19 protein-coding genes and 1 pseudogene are annotated in these 20630 nt (G+C 71.6%); 6 read left to right on the forward strand and 14 right to left on the reverse strand.

Annotation, left to right across the window (positions count from 1 at the left end; genetic code table 11):
- Positions 1-26 precede the first annotated feature (26 nt).
- Genes FGW37_RS10490 through FGW37_RS10510 form a run of 5 tightly spaced genes read right to left on the reverse strand, consistent with a single transcriptional unit; the run spans position 27 to position 4453 of the window.
- Positions 27-935 carry a ribonuclease Z gene (locus FGW37_RS10490; protein ID WP_179080826.1) on the reverse strand — a complete coding sequence of 303 codons (909 nt, stop codon included), beginning with the start codon at positions 933-935 and terminating at the stop codon, positions 27-29.
- Positions 936-946: 11 nt separating this feature from the next.
- Positions 947-1303 carry a histidine triad nucleotide-binding protein gene (locus tag FGW37_RS10495; protein WP_179080827.1) on the reverse strand — a complete coding sequence of 119 codons (357 nt, stop codon included), beginning with the start codon at positions 1301-1303 and terminating at the stop codon, positions 947-949.
- A gap of 42 nt (positions 1304-1345) precedes the next feature.
- Positions 1346-2500, reverse strand: a complete 1155-nt coding sequence (locus tag FGW37_RS10500; protein WP_179080828.1) for a tetratricopeptide repeat protein — start codon at positions 2498-2500, stop codon at positions 1346-1348.
- A complete protein-coding gene (locus FGW37_RS10505; RefSeq protein WP_179080829.1) occupies positions 2497-3855 on the reverse strand; it encodes an ATP-binding protein in 1359 nt (452 codons plus the stop codon). The genes FGW37_RS10500 and FGW37_RS10505 overlap by 4 nt, the downstream gene beginning before the upstream one ends.
- A 55-nt stretch (positions 3856-3910) precedes the next feature.
- Positions 3911-4453 carry a hypothetical protein gene (locus tag FGW37_RS10510; RefSeq protein WP_179080830.1) on the reverse strand — a complete coding sequence of 181 codons (543 nt, stop codon included), beginning with the start codon at positions 4451-4453 and terminating at the stop codon, positions 3911-3913.
- Between the two features lie 329 nt (positions 4454-4782).
- On the opposite strand from FGW37_RS10510, the gene FGW37_RS10515 reads away from it, so the two are divergent.
- The 4 genes from FGW37_RS10515 to FGW37_RS10530 all read left to right on the forward strand — a co-directional run bounded on the left by FGW37_RS10515 (position 4783) and on the right by FGW37_RS10530 (position 11559).
- The gene (locus FGW37_RS10515) at positions 4783-6039 is read left to right on the forward strand and encodes a glycosyltransferase (RefSeq protein WP_246430343.1); all 1257 of its coding nucleotides are present in this window, start codon (positions 4783-4785) and stop codon (positions 6037-6039) included.
- Complete coding sequence (locus FGW37_RS10520) at positions 6036-7817, forward strand: ArnT family glycosyltransferase (protein WP_179080831.1); 1782 nt, start codon at positions 6036-6038, stop codon at positions 7815-7817. The genes FGW37_RS10515 and FGW37_RS10520 overlap by 4 nt, the downstream gene beginning before the upstream one ends.
- The gene (locus FGW37_RS10525) at positions 7814-9103 is read left to right on the forward strand and encodes a glycosyltransferase (RefSeq protein ID WP_179080832.1); all 1290 of its coding nucleotides are present in this window, start codon (positions 7814-7816) and stop codon (positions 9101-9103) included. Before FGW37_RS10520 ends, FGW37_RS10525 begins: the two co-directional genes overlap by 4 nt.
- Positions 9104-9186: 83 nt before the next feature.
- A complete protein-coding gene (locus tag FGW37_RS10530; protein WP_179084621.1) occupies positions 9187-11559 on the forward strand; it encodes a galactose oxidase early set domain-containing protein in 2373 nt (790 codons plus the stop codon).
- Positions 11560-11582: 23 nt separating this feature from the next.
- Here FGW37_RS10530 and FGW37_RS10535 read toward each other — a convergent pair whose 3' ends face one another.
- The 6 genes and pseudogenes from FGW37_RS10535 to FGW37_RS10555 all read right to left on the reverse strand — a co-directional run bounded on the left by FGW37_RS10535 (position 11583) and on the right by FGW37_RS10555 (position 16158).
- Complete coding sequence (locus tag FGW37_RS10535; protein WP_179080833.1) at positions 11583-11921, reverse strand: hypothetical protein; 339 nt, start codon at positions 11919-11921, stop codon at positions 11583-11585.
- Positions 11921-12907, reverse strand: coding sequence for a GlxA family transcriptional regulator (locus tag FGW37_RS10540; RefSeq protein WP_179080834.1), 987 nt, complete (start codon positions 12905-12907; stop codon positions 11921-11923). The genes FGW37_RS10535 and FGW37_RS10540 overlap by 1 nt, the downstream gene beginning before the upstream one ends.
- A 620-nt stretch (positions 12908-13527) precedes the next feature.
- Positions 13528-14070, reverse strand: a complete 543-nt coding sequence (locus FGW37_RS10545) for a GNAT family N-acetyltransferase (RefSeq protein WP_179080835.1) — start codon at positions 14068-14070, stop codon at positions 13528-13530.
- A gap of 19 nt (positions 14071-14089) precedes the next feature.
- Positions 14090-14494, reverse strand: coding sequence for a hypothetical protein (locus FGW37_RS10550; protein ID WP_179080836.1), 405 nt, complete (start codon positions 14492-14494; stop codon positions 14090-14092).
- 1137 nt (positions 14495-15631) lie between these two features.
- A pseudogene (locus FGW37_RS34125) lies at positions 15632-15718 on the reverse strand (hypothetical protein); the annotation flags it as partial.
- Positions 15715-16158: a hypothetical protein gene (locus FGW37_RS10555; protein WP_179080837.1), complete on the reverse strand. Its 444-nt coding sequence runs from the start codon at positions 16156-16158 to the stop codon at positions 15715-15717. The gene FGW37_RS10555 and the pseudogene FGW37_RS34125, both read right to left, overlap by 4 nt.
- A gap of 161 nt (positions 16159-16319) precedes the next feature.
- Here FGW37_RS10555 and FGW37_RS10560 point away from each other — a divergent pair, with 161 nt between their 5' ends.
- Both FGW37_RS10560 and FGW37_RS10565 read left to right on the forward strand, forming a co-directional pair.
- Positions 16320-17171 (forward strand): helix-turn-helix domain-containing protein, encoded by an 852-nt coding sequence (locus FGW37_RS10560; RefSeq protein ID WP_425506505.1) that lies wholly within the window; start codon positions 16320-16322, stop codon positions 17169-17171.
- Positions 17172-17182: 11 nt separating this feature from the next.
- Positions 17183-17395 (forward strand): DUF397 domain-containing protein, encoded by a 213-nt coding sequence (locus FGW37_RS10565; protein ID WP_179080838.1) that lies wholly within the window; start codon positions 17183-17185, stop codon positions 17393-17395.
- 312 nt (positions 17396-17707) lie between these two features.
- Here FGW37_RS10565 and FGW37_RS10570 read toward each other — a convergent pair whose 3' ends face one another.
- The 3 genes from FGW37_RS10570 to FGW37_RS10580 all read right to left on the reverse strand — a co-directional run bounded on the left by FGW37_RS10570 (position 17708) and on the right by FGW37_RS10580 (position 20450).
- Positions 17708-18454, reverse strand: coding sequence for a helix-turn-helix transcriptional regulator (locus FGW37_RS10570; RefSeq protein WP_179080839.1), 747 nt, complete (start codon positions 18452-18454; stop codon positions 17708-17710).
- 83 nt (positions 18455-18537) lie between these two features.
- On the reverse strand, positions 18538-19290 hold the full coding sequence (locus FGW37_RS10575; RefSeq protein ID WP_179080840.1) for a 16S rRNA (uracil(1498)-N(3))-methyltransferase: 753 nt from the start codon (positions 19288-19290) through the stop codon (positions 18538-18540).
- Positions 19287-20450, reverse strand: coding sequence for a nitronate monooxygenase (locus tag FGW37_RS10580; protein WP_179080841.1), 1164 nt, complete (start codon positions 20448-20450; stop codon positions 19287-19289). Before FGW37_RS10580 ends, FGW37_RS10575 begins: the two co-directional genes overlap by 4 nt.
- Positions 20451-20630: the final 180 nt, after the last annotated feature.

The following is a 20630-nucleotide window of genomic DNA, read 5'->3' on the forward strand; positions in this document are numbered from 1 at the left end:
TTCGGCGACCCGATGCATTTACTGCCCTAACGCCTTTTGGGTACGGGCACCCGCATCAGGTCCCGGGCGACCGTGAGCTCGCCCTCGAAGCCCGCCGCCCGGGCCTGCTGTTCGAAGACCGCCGGGTCGTCGTACCGCTGCGAGAAGTGCGTCAGCACAAGGTGCCGCACACCCGCTTCGGCGGCGACCCGGCCGGCCTGGCCCGCCGTCAGGTGGCCGTGGTCCGTGGCGAGGACCGCGTCCTCGTCGGTGAACGTCGACTCGATGACGAGCATGTCGCAGCCGTCGGCGAGCTCGTACACGCCGTCGCACAGCCGGGTGTCCATCACGAACGCGAACCGCTGCCCGCGCCGTACCTCGCTCACCTCGTCCAGGGTGACCCCGCCGACCGCGCCCTCGCGCTGCAGCCGGCCGACGTCCGGGCCGCCGATGCCGTGCGCGGCGAGCCGCTCGGGCAGCATGCGCCGCCCGTCGGGCTCGACCAGGCGGTAGCCGTAGGACTCGACCGGGTGCGAGAGCTTACGGGCCTCCAGGCGGTACGAGGGCTCCTCCGCCAGCACGCCGCCCGCGCCGGAGACGGGCTCCTCGGCCAGCTGCACCGTCTCGCGGTAGGCGGTGGCGTACCGCAGGCGCTCGAAGAAGCGCTTGCCGCTGCGCGGGTAGTGCGCGGTGACGGGGTGCGGCACCTGGTCCAGGTTGATGCGCTGGATCACCCCGGCGAGGCCGAGGGAGTGGTCGCCGTGGAAGTGGGTGACGCACAGCCGGTTCAGGTCGTGCGCCGCCACCCCGGCGCGCAGCATCTGCCGCTGGGTGCCCTCGCCCGGGTCGAAGAGCAGGCCGGTGCCGTCCCAGCGCAGGACGTAGCCGTTGTGGTTGCGGTGCCGCGTGGGCACCTGGCTGGCGGTGCCCAGGACGACGAGTTCACGTACGGACAAGAGGATTCTTCCTACCCGGGGGGCCAGTTGAAGCCGCGGCCGCCGAGGACGTGGGCGTGCGCGTGGAAGACGGTCTGGCCGGCGCCGGCGCCGGTGTTGAAGACGATGCGGAAGCCCTTGTCCCCGTTCTCCTGGAGAGCCACCTCACCCGCGGTCTTCAGTACGTCGGCGGCGATCGCCGGCTCGGCCGCGGCGAGGGAGGCCGCGTCCGCGTAGTGCACCTTGGGGATGACCAGGACGTGCACGGGCGCCTGGGGGTTGATGTCCCGGAAGGCGACGGTGGTCTCCGTCTCCTTGACGACCGTCGCCGGCACCTCCCCCTTGACGATCTTGCAGAACAGGCAGTCGGCCTGGGGTTCTCCCGCCACCGGTGGGCTCCTCACGCGTCGTCGGCTCGTACCGTCCGGATGTTACCGGGCGGCCTCCGATTCCCTCTCGCGGGCGCTCTTCAGCCGCTTCTCCTTCGCCTTCCCGGCCTCCTCGCGCTCATTGCGCCGCCGGGCGTTCCCCCACCACATGGCGAGCACCACCGGCACCCCGCCGATCCACACGAGCGCCTGCTCGTAGCCGCGGTCCGTCCACGGCACGGTCACCAGCAGCACCGCGCAGAGCGTGCCCCACAGCGAGTGCGCCACGGCCAGCTTCGCGGCGAGGGCACGCCGGATCACCGACCGCAGGGTGAGCTGGGCCCCCTTCGGCAGCTTGAAGTACGTGCGCCAGACGCACAGCCCCCAGCCCACGCACATCAGGAAGAAGAACCACATCCGCGGGCCGAGCGGCGCGGGCAGGGAGGTGGGATCGTCGCCGGTCGGGAAGGCCCGGGAGACGACGGCCGCGTATACGAGGCAGAGCAGCGCGACCCAGCGGCTGCGGCGCACCAGGCGCAGGGCGACGTCCTCCAGCTTGGCGGCGATGTACGCGCTCGTGGGGTCGGACCCCAGTGCGGCGGCGTACTCCTTGGCCAGCTCCGGCAGCCTGAGCTCGCGGGACTCGTCCCTGAGCCCGGCGAGGACGGCGCGCGCATCGGCGTCTTCGGGGGCGAAGCTCAGGACGTCGCGCATCACCTGCTGCGCACCGGCCTTGTCACCCAGGTCCATCAGGGCGGAGTACCGGGCGAAGTGCGCGTTCACGGACTCCGGGCTGACGCGCACGGACTCGTTCGCGGCCGCCAGCGCCCCGTCGAAGTCGCCCGCCGCGCGCAGCGCCGCCGACAGCGACTGGTAGGGCGTCTGGTGGTACGGCGAGATCCGTATCGCCTCGCGGGCCGCGGTGACGGCCTCGTCCGCGCGGCCGAGGCGCCACAGCGCCTCGCTGCGGTAGATGTGACCGTCGGTGTGGGAGGGGTTGAGGCTGAGTGCGGACTCCGCCATGACCAGGGACGCGGGCCACTTCTGCATCCGGTAGAAGCAGCAGGCGAGCAGGGCGTAGACGTCGGCGTCCTTGTGGGAGACCTCCTTCGTGTGCGAGGTGAGGAGGTCACGTGCCTCTTCGACCCGGCCGAGGCTCAGCAGCGCCTCGGCCCGGGCCACATTCGGGTGCCCGCCGCCGTACGGGGTGTCGCTCACAGCATCCTCTTCTTCTTCAGGTACGCCAGCAGCTCGTCGTACTGCCCGCCCTCGTTGGCGAACTGGGCGACGCTGCGCGCCGAGTCGAACCACGGGCCGGTCGACGGGCGCACCTGGCCGAGGACCGTGAGCAGGTCGTCGGTGTCGATCATGCGGGCCTGGCCGGTGCGGACGGAGTCCATCAGGGCGCGCTCGGCCGCACTCTCGCACAGGTGGCGCAGGTCCGCGCCGGAGAAGCCGTCCGTGCGCTTGACCAGCTTGCGCAGGTCGATGCGGGCCACCGGGCGGTCCTTGAGGTGGTGGCGCAGGATCGATTCGCGGGCGGGCTCGTCGGGCGGCAGCACCAGCACCGTGCGGTCCAGGCGGCCCGGGCGGCGCAGGGAGGGGTCGACGTCCCAGGGGTGGTTGGTGGCGGCGAGCACGAACAGGCCCTCGTTGGCCCGGGCGTCCACGCCGTCCAGCTCGGTCAGCAGCTGGTTGACCGTGGTGCGCAGGCCGGAGTGACGGACCTGGCTGCGCTTGGCGCCGAGGGCGTCCAGCTCGTCGAGGAAGACGACGCAAGGGGCGTTGCGGCGGGCCGTCGCGAAGAGTTCGCGCAGGTTGCGCTCGGAGTTGCCGATCCACATGTCGAGGACGTCGGTGATGCTGACCGACATGAAGCGGGCGCCCAGCTCGCCGGCGACGGCGCGGGCGATGTACGTCTTGCCGCAGCCGGGCGGCCCGTACATCAGCAGTCCGCCGCGCAGGCTCTTGCCGTAGAGCTTGCGGAGTGCGGGGTTGCGCATGGGGGCCAGGAAGGCGGCCTGGAGGCGCTCCTTGACCTGGTCCATGCCGCCGACGTCGGCGAGGGAGAGGTCCGCGTTCTCGACGTCCCAGGCGCTGACGCCGGCCGGGTCGTCCTCGCCGTCGGCGGACAGTGGCTGCGGCTGCTGATCCGGGGCCGACTGCGGCTCCGGCTCCGGCGACTCCGAGGGTTCCACGAAGCGCGGCGGGATGACGTCGGACAGCTCGTCCTCGGCCTGCTTCCAGTCGTAGCGGGGCGGTTCGGCGGGCGCGCCGTCCGGGGCCTCGGCGGGTACGGGTGCGGGCGCGGCCTGAGCAGGGGCCTGAGCGGGGGCCGTGGCCGGGGCCGCGGCCGGAGCCGTCACCGGCGGGGCGACGGCGCGGGCGATCAGCGCCTGCGCCTCCGCGTTGCCCGGTTCCCGCTGCAGGGCCGCGGCGACCTGGGAGATCGCGTCCTGGCCGTGCCCCGCGTCGAGGAGGAGCTGGGCGAGGTGCAGGCGCAGGGGCACGTCGTCGGGCGCGGCGTCGACGGCCGTACGCAGGCTCTTGAGGAGCGGGGACTCTTCGGGCATGGACCAAGGGTAAGCGGGCGTCCGGGACGGCCCTCCGGACGGCTTGGCGATGTCCCTACTTGGTCTGGTGATGCCCTTCCTGCCGGCTTTTGTCGTCCTTCTTCCCGTGATTGCCACCGTTGTTGCCGGTGCTCTTGTCGCCGCCGCCACCGCCGCCGCCACCACCGCCGCCGCAGTCGCCGCCGCCGTTCGTCACGCCGCTGCCCGAGCAGTCGCCGAGGACGCTCGCCGTGAAGACCGTCTTCCCGTCGACCTTCGCCGTCAGCTTCCCCTGGACGCACGAGTCGTCGTAGAGGCCCGTCACCCGCCCGTAGACGATGATCTTCTGCCCGCCGCTGGTGCGGCCGTCGCAGTCGACGCCGACGGCGGTGACCGGGCGCGCCCCGCCCTTCTCCGTCACACCGGGGTCCTCCGTCTTGCCCGTGCAGGTCAGCCACTGGACGGGATAGCCGTCGCGCTCCAGGCGGCCGGTGGCCCGCTTGTCGGCGGTCACGGCCACGATCACCGAGTCCAGCCCGCCCACACCCTCCTGACGGCAGCCGGTGAGCCCCACCACGGTCGCACCCGTGAGCGCCACCGCACCCGCTGCACACAGCACCGATCGTCCCCGTAGGCGCCTCAATGCCCGCATACACGGCAGTTTCCCATTCCCCGGGCCCGGGCGGAAGGCCCGGCCGGTCCGGCAATGCCCCAACTCCCCGGCATCGACCGTAAGTTCGGAAACACAGGATTTATCAATTACGCACCTGAGTTTCACCCGCCCCCCTTACTCTCTCCTGCGAAGGGGGACACACGCGCACTGGGGAGTCGCGTGAGGGGGCATTCAACGCTGCTGCGGTGGCCGGGGGGTCTTGGCCGCCGTGCGGCTCGTGGCTGACTCAGCGCTGCCGGGCGCGCCCACGGCATTCATGTCTAGGGGGGACATCTTTGCTCACGTCCGTATTGGTCTGCGCCGTGACACTGGCGCTGTTCTGGATGGCCGCCTTCACGCTGTGGTGGCAGATGCACGCCTGGCGCACGCCCGAGACGCTCGCGGCGACCCGCTTCGAGCCGGCCGGTGACACCGGCGCCCTGTCGTTCTCCCTGCTGGTGCCCGCCCGGCACGAGCAGGCCGTCCTCGAACACACCGTCAAGCGCCTGCTGGAGTCCACGCACACGCGCTACGAGATCCTCGTGATCGTCGGGCACGACGACCCGGAGACCGCGGAGGTCGCCGAGCGGATGGCCGCCGCCGCGCCCAACCGCGTCCGGGTGATCACCGACACCCACGCCGTGAAGAACAAGCCCAAGGCGCTCAACACCGCGCTCCCCCACTGCCTGGGCGACGTGGTGGGCGTCTTCGACGCCGAGGACCAAGTGCACCCGGCGCTGCTCGCGCACGTCGACCACGCCTTCCGCAGCACCGGCGCCGACGTCGTGCAGGGCGGCGTCCAGCTCATCAACTTCCACTCCAGCTGGTACAGCCTGCGCAACTGCCTGGAGTACTTCTTCTGGTTCCGCAGCCGGTTGCACCTGCACGCGCAGAAGGGCTTCATCCCGCTCGGCGGCAACACCGTCTTCGTCCGCACCGAGGTGCTGCGCGAGGCGGACGGCTGGGACGCCGAGTGCCTCGCCGAGGACTGCGACCTGGGCGTCCGCCTCTCCAGCAAGGGCAAGCGCGTCGTCGTCGCCTACGACCCCGAGATGGTCACCCGCGAGGAGACGCCGGGCTCGCTGATGAGCCTGCTCAAGCAGCGCACCCGCTGGAACCAGGGCTTCCTTCAGGTCTACCGGAAGCGCGACTGGCACCGGCTGCCCGGCTTCGGGCAGCGGATGCTCGCCCGCTACACCCTGATGACACCGTTCCTGCAGGCCTTCACCGGCGTGGTGGTGCCGCTCAACATCGCCGTGACGCTCCTGCTCCACGTCCCCGTGTACGTCGCGGTGCTCACCTTCCTGCCGGCCGTCACCGCCTTCGTCACCTTCGTCTTCGAGATCGTCGGCCTGCACGACTTCGGCGTGCAGTACGGCCTGCGCGTGCGCTTCGTGCACTACGTCAAGCTCGTCCTCGGCGGGCCCTTCTACCAGCTCCTCCTCGCCGGAGCCGCGATCCGCGCGGTCTGGCGCGAACAGCGGGGCCGCAACGAGTGGGAGCTCACCGCCCACGCCGGCGCGCACCTCACCCGAGAGGACGTCACGACGTGACCGCCACCTTCCCCGCCGCCCCGGCCCGCCCGGCGGCGTCCCCTCACCACGCCACGGCCCCGGCGGCCGTACGCCCCGTGCTGCGCCTGCGCCGCTCCCGCCCCGACCTGCTGCTGTGCGGACTGCTGCTGGCGGCCGTCCTGCTCGTCCAGGGCTGGAACATCACCGGCTACCCGGGCCTCAGCGACGACGAGGGCACGTACCTGGCCCAGGCGTGGGCCGTCCAGCAGGGCGAGGGCCTCGCCCACTACACCTACTGGTACGACCACCCGCCGCTGGGCTGGCTCCAGATAGCCGCGCTGACGTGGCTCCCCTCGCTGATCTCGCCCGAGTCGCTGACCGTCGCCCCGATGCGCTGCGCGATGCTCGTGGTGACGGCGGCGAGCTGCGTCCTCCTCCACGTGCTCGCACGCCGGCTCGGCCTGCAGCTGTGGGCGGCCGGCCTGGCCACGGCCCTGTTCGGGCTGTCCCCGCTCGCCGTCGTCCTGCAGCGGGAGATCTTCCTCGACAACCTCGCCGTGATGTGGATGCTGCTGGCCTTCTGCCTCGCGGCCTCCCCCCGCCGGCACCTGTGGCACCACTTCGGCGCGGGCGTGGCAGCCGCCGTCGCCGTGCTGTCGAAGGAGACCATGCTGGTCGTCCTGCCCGCGCTGCTGGTGACCATGTGGCGGCACAGCCACCGCGACACCCGCAAGTTCGCGGTGACGGGCGCGATCACCGTGTGCGCGCTGCTCGGCCTGACGTATCCGCTGTTCGCACTGCTCAACCACGAGCTGTTCCCCGGCCCCGGGCACGTCTCGCTCGTCGACGGCATCACCTACCAGATGAGCCGGGCCGGTTCGGGCTTCCTCCTCGACCCCTCGTCCGCCGCGCACGACGTGCTGGGCTCCTGGCTCTACTACGACCGGGTACTGCCCGTCGGCGGCCTCGCCTCCGCCGTGGTGCTCCTGGCCTCCTTCCGCCGCTCCGTGACCGGCCGGGCGCTCGCCGGGCCCGCGCTGGCCGTGCTGATCCTGGCGGCCGTGGCCATGCGCCCCTCGGGCTACCTGCCCGCCATGTACATCATCCAGGCTCTGCCGTTCCTGGCCCTGGCCCTCGCCGGAGCGGCCGCGTCCGTGGGCTGCGCGCTGCTGCGCACCCGGCCCGGCTTCCGCCGGCGCCGGTACGCGGCGCGCCGGACCGCGCTCGTCCTGCTCGCCGTGACGGCCGCCGCGTACGTGGTGCCGCGCTGGTACGACGGCGACCGCGCCGCCCTCACCACCGACGTCAACGGCCCCTACCGCGCGGCGAAGACCTGGCTCGCCGACCGGGGCAACGTCCCCGACCCGGCCCGTACGCGCATCCTCGCCGACGACGCGATCTGGCTCGACCTGGTGCACGCCGGCTACGCACCCGGCACGGGCGCCATCTGGTTCTACAAGGCCGACCTGGACCCGGCCGTGAGCAGGACGCTGCCGCGGGGGTGGCAGGACCTGGACTACGTGGTCGCCTCGCCGACGGTGCGGCGCGACGCGTCCCACCTCCCGGTGGTCAAGGGGGCATTGGAGCACTCGCGGGTGGTGGCGTCCTTCGGGCGCGGGGAGGACCGGATCGAGATCCGGCGGGTCGGGGAAGGCGGACGGACCGGACCGGCCGGGCCCGCTGACGGCCGCGACGGCACGTCGCCGGCCGGGGCGCCGGACGGATCGCCCGGCGGACAGCTGAGCGGGCCGCAGAACGGGGCGCGGAACGGGCTGCAGAACGGGGCGCGGGTCGCACTGCTGGAGGCCGCCCCGTGACGCTCTTCGAGACGGGCGCACCCGCGCCCCGGGGGGCCGACGCCCCGGCCCAGGACCCGGCGCAGGCACCCGCCGAGCCGGCCACCGGCACCGCGCCGCGCAGCTCCCCCGCGAGCGCCGTCGCCGAGGCGGTCACCGTCCTGGTCCCCACCTTCAACGAGGCCGGGAACGTGGGCGAGTTGCTGCGCCGCCTCGGCGCGGCCCTGCCCGCCCGCCTCTCCTCCTGCGAGATCGTCTTCGTCGACGACTCCACCGACGACACCGCCGAGGTGATCCGCAAGGCCGCGCGCACCTGCCCGTACCCCGTCACGGTCATCCGGCGCCGGGAGCCCGTGGGCGGCCTCGGCGGGGCCGTCGTCGAGGGCATGCGGGCGGCGGGCACGCAGGAGCCCGGCTGGATCGTCGTCATGGACGCCGATCTGCAGCACCCGCCCGAGCTCGTGCCGGACCTGGTCGAGGCGGGGACGCACGAGGGCGCCGACCTCGTCGTCGCCAGCCGCTACCGCCCCGGCGGCAGCCGGGCCGGGCTCGCCGGCAGCCGCCGCGTCGCCGTCTCGCGCGCCGCGACCTGGCTGGCCAAGGGGGCCTTCCCGCGGCTGCTGCGCGGCATCAGCGACCCCATGAGCGGCTTCTTCGCCGTCCGGCGCGAGACGGTCGCGGCGACGGAGGAGCTGCGGCCCCTGGGCTACAAGATCCTCATGGAGCTGGCGGTGCGCTGCCGCCCGGCCTCCGTCACCGAGCTGCCGTTCGCCTTCCAGGACCGCTTCTCCGGCGAATCCAAGTCCTCGGCCCGCGAAGGATTCCGCTTCCTGGGACACCTCACGACGCTGCGCACCTCCGCCCCCTGGGCCCGCATGCTGGTGTTCGGCCTCATCGGCCTCACCGGCTTCCTGCCCAACCTGCTGGGCCTGCACCTGCTGACGGGCGCCGGGCTGCACTACGTACCGGCGGAGATCGCCGCCAACCAGCTCGGCGTGCTGTGGAACTTCCTCCTGATCGAGGTGCTGCTCTTCCGCGACCGGCGCCGCCACCGTCACTGGGCGGACCGGGTGAGCCGCTTCGCGCTCCTCGCCAACGCCGATCTGCTGCTGCGGATCCCGCTCATCGCGCTGTTCGTCGGCCGGCTGCACCTCGAAGTGCTGCACGCGACGGTCATCGCCCTGCTGACGACCTTCGTGCTGCGCTTCGCGGCGACGGAGGCCCTGGTCTATCTGCCGCGCAAGGCCCGCAGGGGCCCGGAGAGCCGCGAGCGGCACCGTGGAGAAGGGACGGACGCATGCCACTGACGACGGGGCGGAACCCGCTGAGGGGACGCCGCAGACGCGGCAAACCCAATAAACACGGCAAACGCGCACGGCTGGCGACGGCGATGCTCGTGACCTGCACGGCCTCCGCCGGTCTGCTGCTGTCGGCCCCCGGCCCGGCCAGCGCCGGCTCGAACCTGCTGGTGAACCCCGGCTTCGAGTCCGTCCGCGCGAACGGCGAGCCGACGTGCTGGCAGAAGTCCGGCTGGGGCGACAACGACTTCACGTACGCACTGACGGGCGCCGCCGAGGCCCACAGCGGAGGGCGGGCGCTGTCGGTGACGCTCACCCGGCGGCTGAGCGGGGACCGCAAGGCCCTGATGCTGGAGGACACCTCCTGCGCGCCGAACGTGAGCCCGTCCCACCAGTACGACCTGTCCCTCTGGTACAAGTCGACGACGCCCGACGCGTCCGTCACCGTCTTCCGGCACGACGTCAAGGACGGCTGGCAGTACTGGACGGACCTCAAGACGCTGCCGGTGAGCGCGGGCTACACGCGCGCCGAGGTCCGTACGCCCGTCGTCCCGCCCGGAACGGACCAGATCTCCTGGGGCGTCTCCGTCTACGGCACGGGCACGGTCACCACCGACGACTACGTGATGGAGGACGCCACCCAGCCGGCGCCCGGCGACGTATGCACCGCGGGCGCCGCCTGCACCAAGGGCAGCTGGGCCGTGATGCCGTTCAAGAACCCGGTCCGCAGCATGCACTCGGTCGTGCTCCACAACGGCAAGGTGCTGCTCGTCGCGGGCTCCGGCAACGACCCGGAGATGTTCAAGGCGGGCACGTTCACGTCGGCGGTCTACGACCCGAAGACCGGGGCGATGAAGACCGTCCCGACCCCGGTGGACATGTTCTGCGCGGGCCACGTGCAGCTCTCCGACGGCCGCGTCCTGATCATGAGCGGCAACAAGGCCTACCCGGCGGCGGACGGCAGCCACGGCTACGAGGGCTTCAAGGACTCGTACCTCTTCGACCCCTCGACCGAGTCGTACGTGAAGACGAACGACATGAACGACGGCCACTGGTACCCCTCCGCGACGATCCTCGGCAACGGCGACGTGATCTCCTTCGGCGGGCTGCGCGAGGACTCCACGGGCAGCGTCACCGCCGAGAAGTTCAGCCAGGCGCAGCAGAAGTGGCTGCCGATGAACGAGGTCAACCAGACCTGGTCGTACTGGGGCCTGTACCCGTCGATGATCCTCATGCAGGACGGGCGCCTGTTCTACTCCGGCAGCCACGTCTTCGGCAACGGCACACCGGGCACGGGGGCGTCGGTCTACGACTACGACGCCAACAAGATCACGGACGTGCCGGGGCTGCAGGACAAGGACCACCGCGACCAGTCCGCGAGCGTCCTGCTGCCGCCGGCGCAGGACCAGCGGGTCCTGACGATGGGCGGCGGCAACGTCAACACCAACCCGGAGGCGAACCGCCACACGGACATCATCGACCTGAAGAAGCCGAACCCGGCGTATGCGCCGGGGCCGCTGCTGCCGCAGGGCACGGTGGACCAGGGCGGGGGCCGCAAACCGCAGACGGGCCGCCAGGGCAAGATGTACGTCTCGGCGGTGCTGCTGCCCGACGGGAAGGTCCTGGAGACGGGCGGCGGCCTGCACGACCGGGCGGATCCGGTGTACGAGGCGTCGATGTTCAACCCGGCGTCGAACACCTTCCAGCCGGGCCTGGCGACGGACCCGATCCCGCGGACGTACCACTCGTCGGCGTTCCTGCTGCCGGACGGCCGGGTGATGGCCGTGGGCGACAACCCCGGCAACGGCACCTTCGACGACCACGTGTCCATCTACACCCCGCCGTACCTCTACAAGGGCGCGCGCCCGCAGATCACGTCGGTCGCGACGGACCGGTGGAGCTACGCGAGCACGCAGCGGATCACGGTGGACCGCCCGGTGGTCAAGGCGGAACTGATCCGTCCGGCGGCGGTCACCCACTCCTCCGACCCCAACCAGCGCTTCGTCGACCTGCCGATGTCGGTGGGCTCGGACGGGAAGACGATCGACCTGAACGTGACGAGCAACCCGAACCTGGCGCCGCCCGGCTGGTACATGCTGTTCGCGGTCGACGCGGCCGGGGTCCCGTCGGTGGCGTCGTGGGTGCACCTGGGCGGGCCGCAGGCGACGGCGGCGGAGGCGAGCCCGATGGTGCACGGCTTCGCGGACGGCATGCCGGCGAGCCACGCGAAGAAGCCGGAGCCCGAGCGAGCCTCGGCCGAGGTGGACACGCAGATCGCGGGCTGCGACCGCCACTACGGCGCGGAGAACGTGTGCGTGCCGACGGTGTTCCCGAAGGGGGTGGCGCCCACGACTGCCGCGCGCTGCGACTGGCTGGGGAAACACGGCTACAAGAACCTGAGGGTGAACGGGAAGGACGACCCGCTGAGGCTGGACCCGGACGGGAACGGGAAGGCGTGCGGCTGAGCGCGTAGGAGGCGTAGGACGCGTCAGGGGGAAGGCGCCGGCGCCGGCCCCGCCAGCAACCCGATCACTGGTGGCGTTTCCCGGTACTCCCAGGTGGACGGCCGGCGGAGCACTTCCTCAAGCGCCTCGCCGGTCAACCGCTCCCCGCCCTGATGCGCGGGCCACTCGTCACCGAGGTAGACCTCGACGTATCCGGCTCGCGCCCACCGGCCGACGATGTCGGCGAAAACGGGAACGACAGCCGCGCACTCGGCTTCGTCTCCGCCACGGGTCCAGTCGGCCACGACGGACCAGAGCGGTGACATTTCCCGGGCGTTGACGAGAACGCATTCCTCTTCTTCGGAGAGCCAGTCCATGATCATCACACTGACCCTACGGGCTGTCCGGACCGGCGGCGGAGCCGGCCCGGGGTGGTGCCGAGGCGTTCGCGGAGGAGGGTGGTGAGGGTGGTGGCGTTCTCGTAGCCGACGCGGCGGGCCACGGCGTCGGTGGGCAGGGCGGTCGTACGGAGCAGGTGCGCGGCCTGTTCGAGCCGGATGCGCTGGGCGAAGCGCAGCGGCGACATGCCGAGGACGCGGTCCACGGCACGCTGCAGGGTGCGCTCGCTCACGCCCAGGCCGCGGGCGACGTCCGCGATGCGCAGCGGCTGTTCGAGGTGTTCGCGCACCCAGCGCTCGTACCCGGCGACCAGCGGGTCGGTACGGGCCAGGTGGCTGGGCACGGCGTAGCCCGTCTGGGCGGGGCGGGTGTCGATGAGCAGATAGCGGGCTGTGAGTTCCGCGAGGGCCGGGCTGCGGTCCCGCACGAGCGACAGCGCGAGGTCCAGGTGCGCCGTGGCGGCGCCGGCCGTGGTCACGCCCGGGGCGTGGGCGAGTATGCGCGTCTCGTCCAGCAGGACCTCGGGGTAGCGCTGCCGGAAGCCGGGCGCGAGCCACCAGGTGGTGGTGGCGGGCTGCCCGTCGAGCACGCCGCTCTCCGCGAGCAGGAACGTGCCGGTGCAGGCGGCGGCGAGGGCCGTACGGGTGGCACGGGCCCGCCGGACGAGCTCCCGTTCGGCCGCCCGGTCCGGCGAGGCGACCCACTCGGCCAGCGGCCCGGCCCGCCTGTGCCCGACCCCGGGCACGACGAGCGCCTCGGGCACGGGGGCCGCCTCCGGGTGCACGGCATCCACCCGGTGCCCGGCAGCGGTCCGCACGGTCGTCGTGTACGGGCTGACACAGGCGACCGCCCACGGGGGCGGGGGCTGCGGCACCTCGTGGCGCAGTTCGTTGGCCGTCTGCAGCACGTCGAGCACGGACGCGAGCCCGGAGTCGAACACGCCGTCCACGACCAGAACCGAGATCTTCACGCCGGAAACGCTAAGGGACACACCGGCCCCGCCAGGGGGGCGGCGTGGCCGGTGACCTGTAAATTCCCCGGCTGGCGGGTGGCCGCCACTCCCGCGGAAGAGGCGTAACAGCAGGCACACACCCCGCAGAGGTCCGTCTTCATCCCACAGCATGGGTGGGGGCTGAGGTCAGGGCAGGCTGGCAGCAGGGGGAGGGGTGGGGGGCTCGGGTCCGGTGGTTTGGCTGTGCGGCCGGTGGGAAGTGGGCCACCGTACTCGCGCCGTCACACCTGCGGGCGCGTAAGGAGACCGGTCCCTCCGTCTGTGGCTGAGGGGGAGCTGGCAGCTGCCGCGATGTGGTGCAGCCCGTCGTGGGCGCTTCGCTCAGCGCGCCACCATCGTGGCCGAGCGTCCGACTGACCCTGGGTAGGGGCTGGTGAGGAGAGGGGGAGCTCGTGAGACTCCAGAGACGGCCAGCTGCCATCCCAGGCCACTTATCCGCCGCCCGACAACCCAGGCCGGTGGAATATGAGGCCGCCACTACACCCCAAGGCCACCCTGCGGCCAGAGGATTCAACGAAGTGGCCGGCCACGTGGTCGTGACGGGCGTGGCTCGCTCCACGCTCCAAGGCTGCCGGCGGTCATGTCCGTGGACACTGGCTGAGCGGGATGCTCATTTCGATGCGCAGGGCGTGGGGTGGGTGGTTTCTGGGTTTGAGCCATCCCGTGGGGACGGCGCCGAGGCTGCGGAAGAGCCGGACGGCGGGTCTGTTGTCGGGGAGGACGGAACCCCGCAGTTCGCTGTCGCCGCGTCGGCGGGCGTGGTCGACCGCCGTGAGCATGAGGCGCCGGGCGAGTCCGCGTGTCCGGCCGTGGGGGTCGATCCACAGGCTTCCCCCGTGCCCGTACCCGTCGTGGGGCGTGTAGCGGACCATTCCTGCGGGAGCATCGCCGGCGGTGGCCACCCAGATGGTGGAAGTGGCCAGGACCTCTTGCCAGTAGGAGGCAGGGAGCGCGGCTTCGGTCTCGGGCGACGCGTCGAATACGGTGCCGTCCTGGCCCAGCGCATGCAGGCGCAGCTCCCGCAGAAGCGACCACTGTGCCGGGCGAAGCGCCTCGATGTCGTGCTGTGGCTGCGGTTGCTTCTGCGGGCTCTCCGGCTGGATCGACGCCTGTCGGGCCATGTGTGGCCCGACAGGCAGGTCACCTGTGGTCATGGACAGTGCAGGTGGTGTGGCTCATGATGCTGACCAGGCCGTTGCCACAGGAGTTGCTGTGGTCGGAGGCGTTGCCGGAGGCGATGTTCGACAGCGCCCCGCCGAAGACCGCCCCGTTCCCCGTACTCTCAGGGGACTTCTTGTCGTGCGTGCCGTGGTTCACAGAGCACTCGACGCGGACGCCCACATTGGTACGTGGCCCGCCACAGGTGCTGCTGTGGGCGTCGGCGTTCTTGGAACCGAGACCCGACAGCAGACCGCCGAAGACGGCGCCATGGGACGGCCCCGGTTCACCGCGATCCGACGCAGCCGCCGGCCCGGCGAGTGCCAAGACCGCCCCCAGCACCGTGGCACCGACAAGGGGCGAGAAGAAACGATGCATGCGCTTCACAGAAGCCCTTCCTGAACGGGGTTACCACTCACCGTAGCCACACCCACAACTCCCTTGTAAGCGGCGGGCATCAGCACCCACAGGCGCGTGCGGAAGCGACGGGGCGCCTACGGCCGTACCGTCCCTCCCTCGAGCAGCCGCCCGCCCCGCCAGTCGGCTGACAGGCCAGGCATACGCTGGATCCCCGGGTCTCTTCCCCGCACAGTGGTGAATCGAGGGGGAGCAGGTCTGGGGGAACCCGAGAGCGGCGGGCGGGAAATATCAAAGAGCACCAACACTGGCCACTGAGGCACCCAGCCGCCGTCCCAGGCCACTTATCCACCCGCTGCTCCAGGCCGGGCCGGTGGATTTCCGTCCACAAACAGCCGCCACCCCCACCAATCTGCAGCCGGACGAGCAACCACCACGTACGCGAGCTGAGCGAAGCGCCCCCACCGGGCCCAGACACATCGCGGCAGCAGCCCGCTCCCCCTCAGCCACAGACGGACAGACCGGTCTCCTCACGCAGCCGCATCCGCGACGGCACGAGTACGGCGGCCGACAACCCACCGGCCGCACAGCCAAACCACCGAACCCGAGCCCCCCCACCCCTCCCCCCGCTGCCAGCCTGTTCTGACCCCCACCCCCACGAGCCGCAGAGGCCAGTCAGGGGGCGGTCTCACGGATTCGCTTCGCCCTCACCGTTGCACGGAGTGCACGGTGCTTCGTGCTGCCACCCGTCCTCGTCCTCCCACTCGAGCTTTCCGCTCCCCTGGCAGGACGAGCACAACGGCATCAGTTCCGACACCCCGAGCTGGTCGTACACGGCGTCCTCTTCCAAGAGGATCGCGCTCACCCCTGGTGGTGCGTTCTTGGTGACCCTGATCCGCAGGCGGCCTTCCCACGTCCCGGCGACAACGCCCTCGACCCCGTCGGCCCACCCTGAACCGCTCGCCTCGACACGAATCCTGTCGCCATCCTGGACAGCCACCGCAGATCACTCCCCTCGCCCGGCCCCCGTCAGGGGACCATGCTGATGCTCACGGACAGTGGCACACAAGCCGTCCTCACCACCCGCTACCTGCCGCTGCCCGCCTCCCACTGCGGCAACTCCGGGATCAGCAGCGCCCCATAGCCCGTGAAGCGCCGGGTTCCACAGCGGTCGCATCTCGCCGCGTCTCCCTCTTGCGTCCACCCCGCCGCGTGCGCGCACCGCGCCACGAGGCGACCCACGACCTTGGTCACCCCGTCGCCCCTTCCGGCAGCCGGTGCGTCATGCGGAAGTGCCGCCGTACGGCGATCGCCGCGTCCACGGCCTTGTCCCCGCCGTGGACTTCGGCCTCCCGCCGCGCCGCGTCCAGCGCGGCGCACTCGCGGCAACCGGCGAGCGGGACGGCCGTGCGGCCGTGCTCCTCCGCCACCTCGGTGATGTGGCCACCCACGCTCACCTGCAGCCGGCCGCCGCCCTCGCCCCCACGCAGCCGCAGCCGCAGCGGCGCCCCTGCGGGGGCCGGGGCGGTGGCGATGAGCTCGGCCGTCAACGTCTCGGCGGCGCCGGTCAGTTCCGCCATGCCCCGCTCGCTGAGTACGGCCCGCAGCACGGCCCGTGCGACTGCTTGTGCGGATGGATCGCGTGGCAGTTCGAGCGTGTACGTCCAGGGCCGCGATGCGGATACGGTGACCATGCAACTCTCCCGGCGAGGTGGGGGGTTGAGCCACGCTCCGTGGCTTGCGTCACACTCTAGTGCCGCGCAGATAAGTTATTTCCAGCCTCAAGGAAAGGGCTTATCCATACCACCCGCCCGGACTACGAGTGCTCACTGTGTTCGAGCAAGGAGGGGGTGCAGTGCCCGTGAGGGACAGATCAACCACCCGTCAGCTTCGCCTCGGCAGCGAACTACGCAAGCTCCGCGAGGCAGCAGGAGTGTCCTCCACTGAAGCGGGCCGCCTGCTCGGCACGAGCCAGGCCCAGATCAGCAACATCGAGGCAGGGCGCGTAGGTGTCAGCCCGGACCGAGTGCGTGCCATGGCGAACAACTACTGCTGCACGGACCAAGCCCTCATCAACGCCCTGGCGGTTATGGCCGGAGAACGCCACCGAGGCTGGTGGGAGGAGTACCACGACACGCTTCCTGCCAGCCTGCTAAGCCTCGCCGAGGCTGAGCACCACGCGAGGGCCCTGCGCGTATCCCAGGTGATCAACATTCCTGGGCTGCTGCAGACCCCCGAACACGCCCGCGCGCTCTTCCGCGAGGCTGTCCCACCTCTGCTCCCGCACGAGATCGAATACCGGGTCGGATTCCGGATCAAACGGCAAGCGATCCTCTACCGGGAGACCCCGCCGTCCTACACGGCGATCATCCACGAAGCAGCCCTGCGAATGCGCTTCGGCGGTACAGCCGTTGCAAGAGCCCAGCTCGACCATCTACTCAGCCTGAGCGAGCGCGAGGGAATCACCATTCTGGTCATCCCCTTCGGAGGGCAGCTCTTTCCTACCTCCGGCCAGGGAATCGACTACTTCTGTGGCCCTGTCGCCCATCTCGACACCGTGCACATCGACACGGTGCACGGCGGCGCTCTGGTCGAGAACGTGCCCCAGCTTCAGAAGAACCGGCTCGTACTGGACCGAATGGAGAGCGCGGCGCTTTCGCCCTCTGATTCCCGCGACATCATCCGCCGCATCTCCAGAGACGACTGAAGGGTCATGCCATGACCAGGCTCGACTGGAGGAAGTCCTCCTACTGCCAAGAGGGATCTTCATGCCTCTGCCTAGCCGCCGGCGAAACCGGCACCATACTGCTCCGCGAAAGCGAAGTTCCCAGCACCATACTCACCACAACACCTGCCAGACTCCGGCCCCTCATAGCCCGGATAAAGGCCGGATCCCCAGCCCGTGCGCTGGGGCGGGAGGCCATGCTGTGACCGCGTTACTCTGGCAGAAGTCCTCGTACTGCGAGGCGGGCTCCACTGTCTCTGCCTCGCGGCACCCGGCAGCGCCGTCCTCCTCCGCGAGAGCGAAACCCCGGACGTGGTCCTGGCCACAACCCGGGCCGCGCTCCGCCCCCTCATAACCCGCATAAAAACCGGAACGCCCAGCGCGAGCTGACCCCGCTGACCCGGCGGGCCGCCGGTACCCCCGTATCCGGCGGCCGGCCGCGGCCGTTCCGTACGAGACAGCTTCGCCGACGGGCGTCCCGCCGGGACATAGGAAGATCTTCCTACTCAGCCGCCTGCTCAGGCGACGAGCCCGCCCTGCCGGGCGACCACCAGCGTCGAGACGCGATTGTTCGTGCCGAGCTTTCGATAGATCCGTTCCAGGTGGCGGTTCACCGTGTGGGGGGAGATCGCCAGGCGGCGGGCGATGGCGGCCGCGGTGAGGCCTTCGGCCAGGAGCCCGAGGACCGTGGCCTCACGCGGCGTCAGGTCGGCCCCGGGCACGGGGGCCACCGCGCTGCGGAGGCGTTTCAGTTCGTACACGTGGCTGGCCATGGTCCGGATGACCGGCTGGAGCCGGGTCAAGAAGGCCATGTCGTGCGAGGTGAAGTCGCCGCGGCGGCCGATGAGGGCGACGCACATCTTGCCGTTCTCGCAGGCGAGGGGGACGCCGATCTGCTGGGTGACGCCGAAGTCGCGCCGCGCCTCCTCGTACCAGGCGGTGTTGCGCCAGCCGTCGCAGATGTCGGCGATGTTGACGGGGTCCTGTTGGGTCATCCCGTAGTCGAGGAGGGGGTGGCGTTGCCGGATGCGTCGTTGGACGAGGCCTTCGACGATGCCGCTGAGTTCTTCCGGCGCCCAGCCCCGGACCGTCCCGGTGCCCTCGGCGAGCAGGACTTCGGAGAAGGTGGCCGAGTCGCAGCCCAGGGAGTCCAGGAGCTCCCGGGAGATCACGTGCCAGGCTGTGTCGACGTTCTCGTTCTCCAGGACGGCGACCACGAGGTCGAGCATCTGGCCGTAGTCCCGTGTGCGGAGTTGTGCTGCCATGGCAGAGCTCGCTCCCCCCTCGTGACCCCCGTCATCCTCATACCTATCGAAGTCGTCTTACGCGGGCCGCAGGCCCAGCGCCCTCAGGACCAGCGGCCCGTGCGCCCCAGCAGCAGCGCCGTGGCCGCCGTGCCCGCGGTCGACGTGCGCAGGACACTCGCCCCCAGGCGGTACGGCCGGGCGCCCGCCTCGGCGAACGCCGCGAGTTCCTCGGGGGAGACGCCTCCCTCGGGGCCGACGATCAGGACGATGTCGCCCGTCGCGGGCAGCGGGGCCGTGGCGAGCGGGGCGCTGTGGCCCTCCTCGTGGAGGACGGCGGCGAAGGCGGCGTCGGCGAGCAGCCCGGCGACCTGGCGGGTCGTCATCGGGTCGGTGATCTCGGGGAACCGGAGGCGGCGGGACTGCTTGCCGGCCTCGCGGGCGGTGGCGCGCCACTTGCCGAGGGACTTCAGGCCGCGGTCGCCCTTCCACTGGGTGATGCAGCGGGAGGCGGCCCAGGGGACGATCGCGTCGACGCCGGTCTCGGTCATGGTCTCGACGGCGACTTCGCCGCGGTCGCCCTTGGGCAGGGCCTGGACGACGGTGATGCGGGGCTCGGGCTGCGGCTCGGAGCGTACGGACGTCACGGCGACGTCGAGCCGGTCCTTGCCCTCGACGGCGGCCACGGTGCCGAAGGCGCCCGTGCCCTGACCGTCCGTCAGGCCGATCTCCTCGCCGACCCGGAGGCGGCGGACGGAGACCGCGTGGCGCCCTTCGGGGCCGTCGAGGGGGAAGACGGTGCCGGGGAAGACCCCCGTCAGGGCGTCCTCCTCGACCAGGAACACCGGCGCTGTCATGACTCGCTCCCTCGCATTTCGCTCCCCCGCGTCTCGCTCCCCCGTACCGTGCCCCGCTCCCCCCGCGTCGATGTGTCCCGCGCCGCGTCGAGTTCGGTGATGAGCGTCTCGATGAGCGCGGCGGCGGGCAGGGGCCGCACGAGGCGGTGGCCCTGACCGGCCCACAGGGCCATCGCCTGCGGGTCGCCCGCTTCGGCGGCGGCCTTGCGCAGCCCTGCCGTCAGGTAGTGGACCTGGGGGTAGGCGGCGGGGGCGTACGGGCCGTGCTCGTGGATGAAACGGTTCGCCAGGCCGCGGGCGGGGCGGCCCGAGAAGGCCCGGGTGAGCTCCGTGCCGACGAACATCGGGTCGGTCAGGGCCTGTTTGTGCAGGGCGTGGGCGCCGGACTCGGGGCAGGCCAGGAAGGCGGTGCCGAGCTGCGCGGCGCTCGCGCCCGCGGCGAGGACGGCGGCTATCTGCTCGCCGCGCATCAGCCCGCCGGTGGCGATCACGGGGAGGTCGACGGCGTCGCGGACCTGGGCGAGCAGGGACAGCAGGCCGAGGCCCGCGCCCGTGCCGTCGGCGTGCGGGTCGTCGCGGTGGGTGCCCTGGTGGCCGCCGGCCTCGATGCCCTGGGCGCACACGGCGTCCGCACCGGCGTCGCGGGCGGCCAGCGCCTCGGCGGCCGAGGTGACGGTGACGACGGTCAGCGTGCCGGCGGCGGCGAGGGCGGCGACGGCCTCGCGCGAGGGGCAGCCGAAGGTGAACGATACGACCGGCACGGGGTCGTCGAGGAGGATCGCGAGCTTCGCGTCGTAGGCGTCGTCGCCGCCGCGGTCCCGGTCGCCCAGCGGCGTCTCGTACCAGGCGGACTCGCCGGCGAGCTGCTCGGCGTAGACCTCGACGGCCGCCGGGTCGGCGGCGGGGGGCTGCGGCATGAACAGATTCACACCGAAGGGTGCGGTGGTGCGGGCGCGGAGCTGCTTGATCTCTTCGTACATCGCCGCGGGCGTCTTGTAACCGGCGGCCAGGAAGCCGAGGCCGCCGGCCTCGGACACCGCGGCCGCGAGGGCGGGCCCCGAGGCGCCGCCGGCCATGGGCGCCTGCACGACCGGGTGCCGGCACAGGCCGGTGAGCGCGGAGGCCGTCACACGCCCGACCACCCTGGGTTCGAATGCCATGACCACATCGTGTCACAGACCATGTCAATCACCGGACGGGCTCGATCCGAGCCCGTCCGGTGAAAAAGACCACACAGCTGCGTAGGGGACCACGCGGGAACGGGGCGCGCTCAGCGCCCCTCCCCGGCCCAGCGCCTACCGCCCGTTGAACGCATCCTTCAGCCGCGAGAACAGCCCCTG

Origin of the sequence: Streptomyces rectiverticillatus (assembly GCF_013394065.1) — a bacterium.
Classification (GTDB): Bacteria; Actinomycetota; Actinomycetes; order Streptomycetales; family Streptomycetaceae; genus Streptomyces; species Streptomyces rectiverticillatus.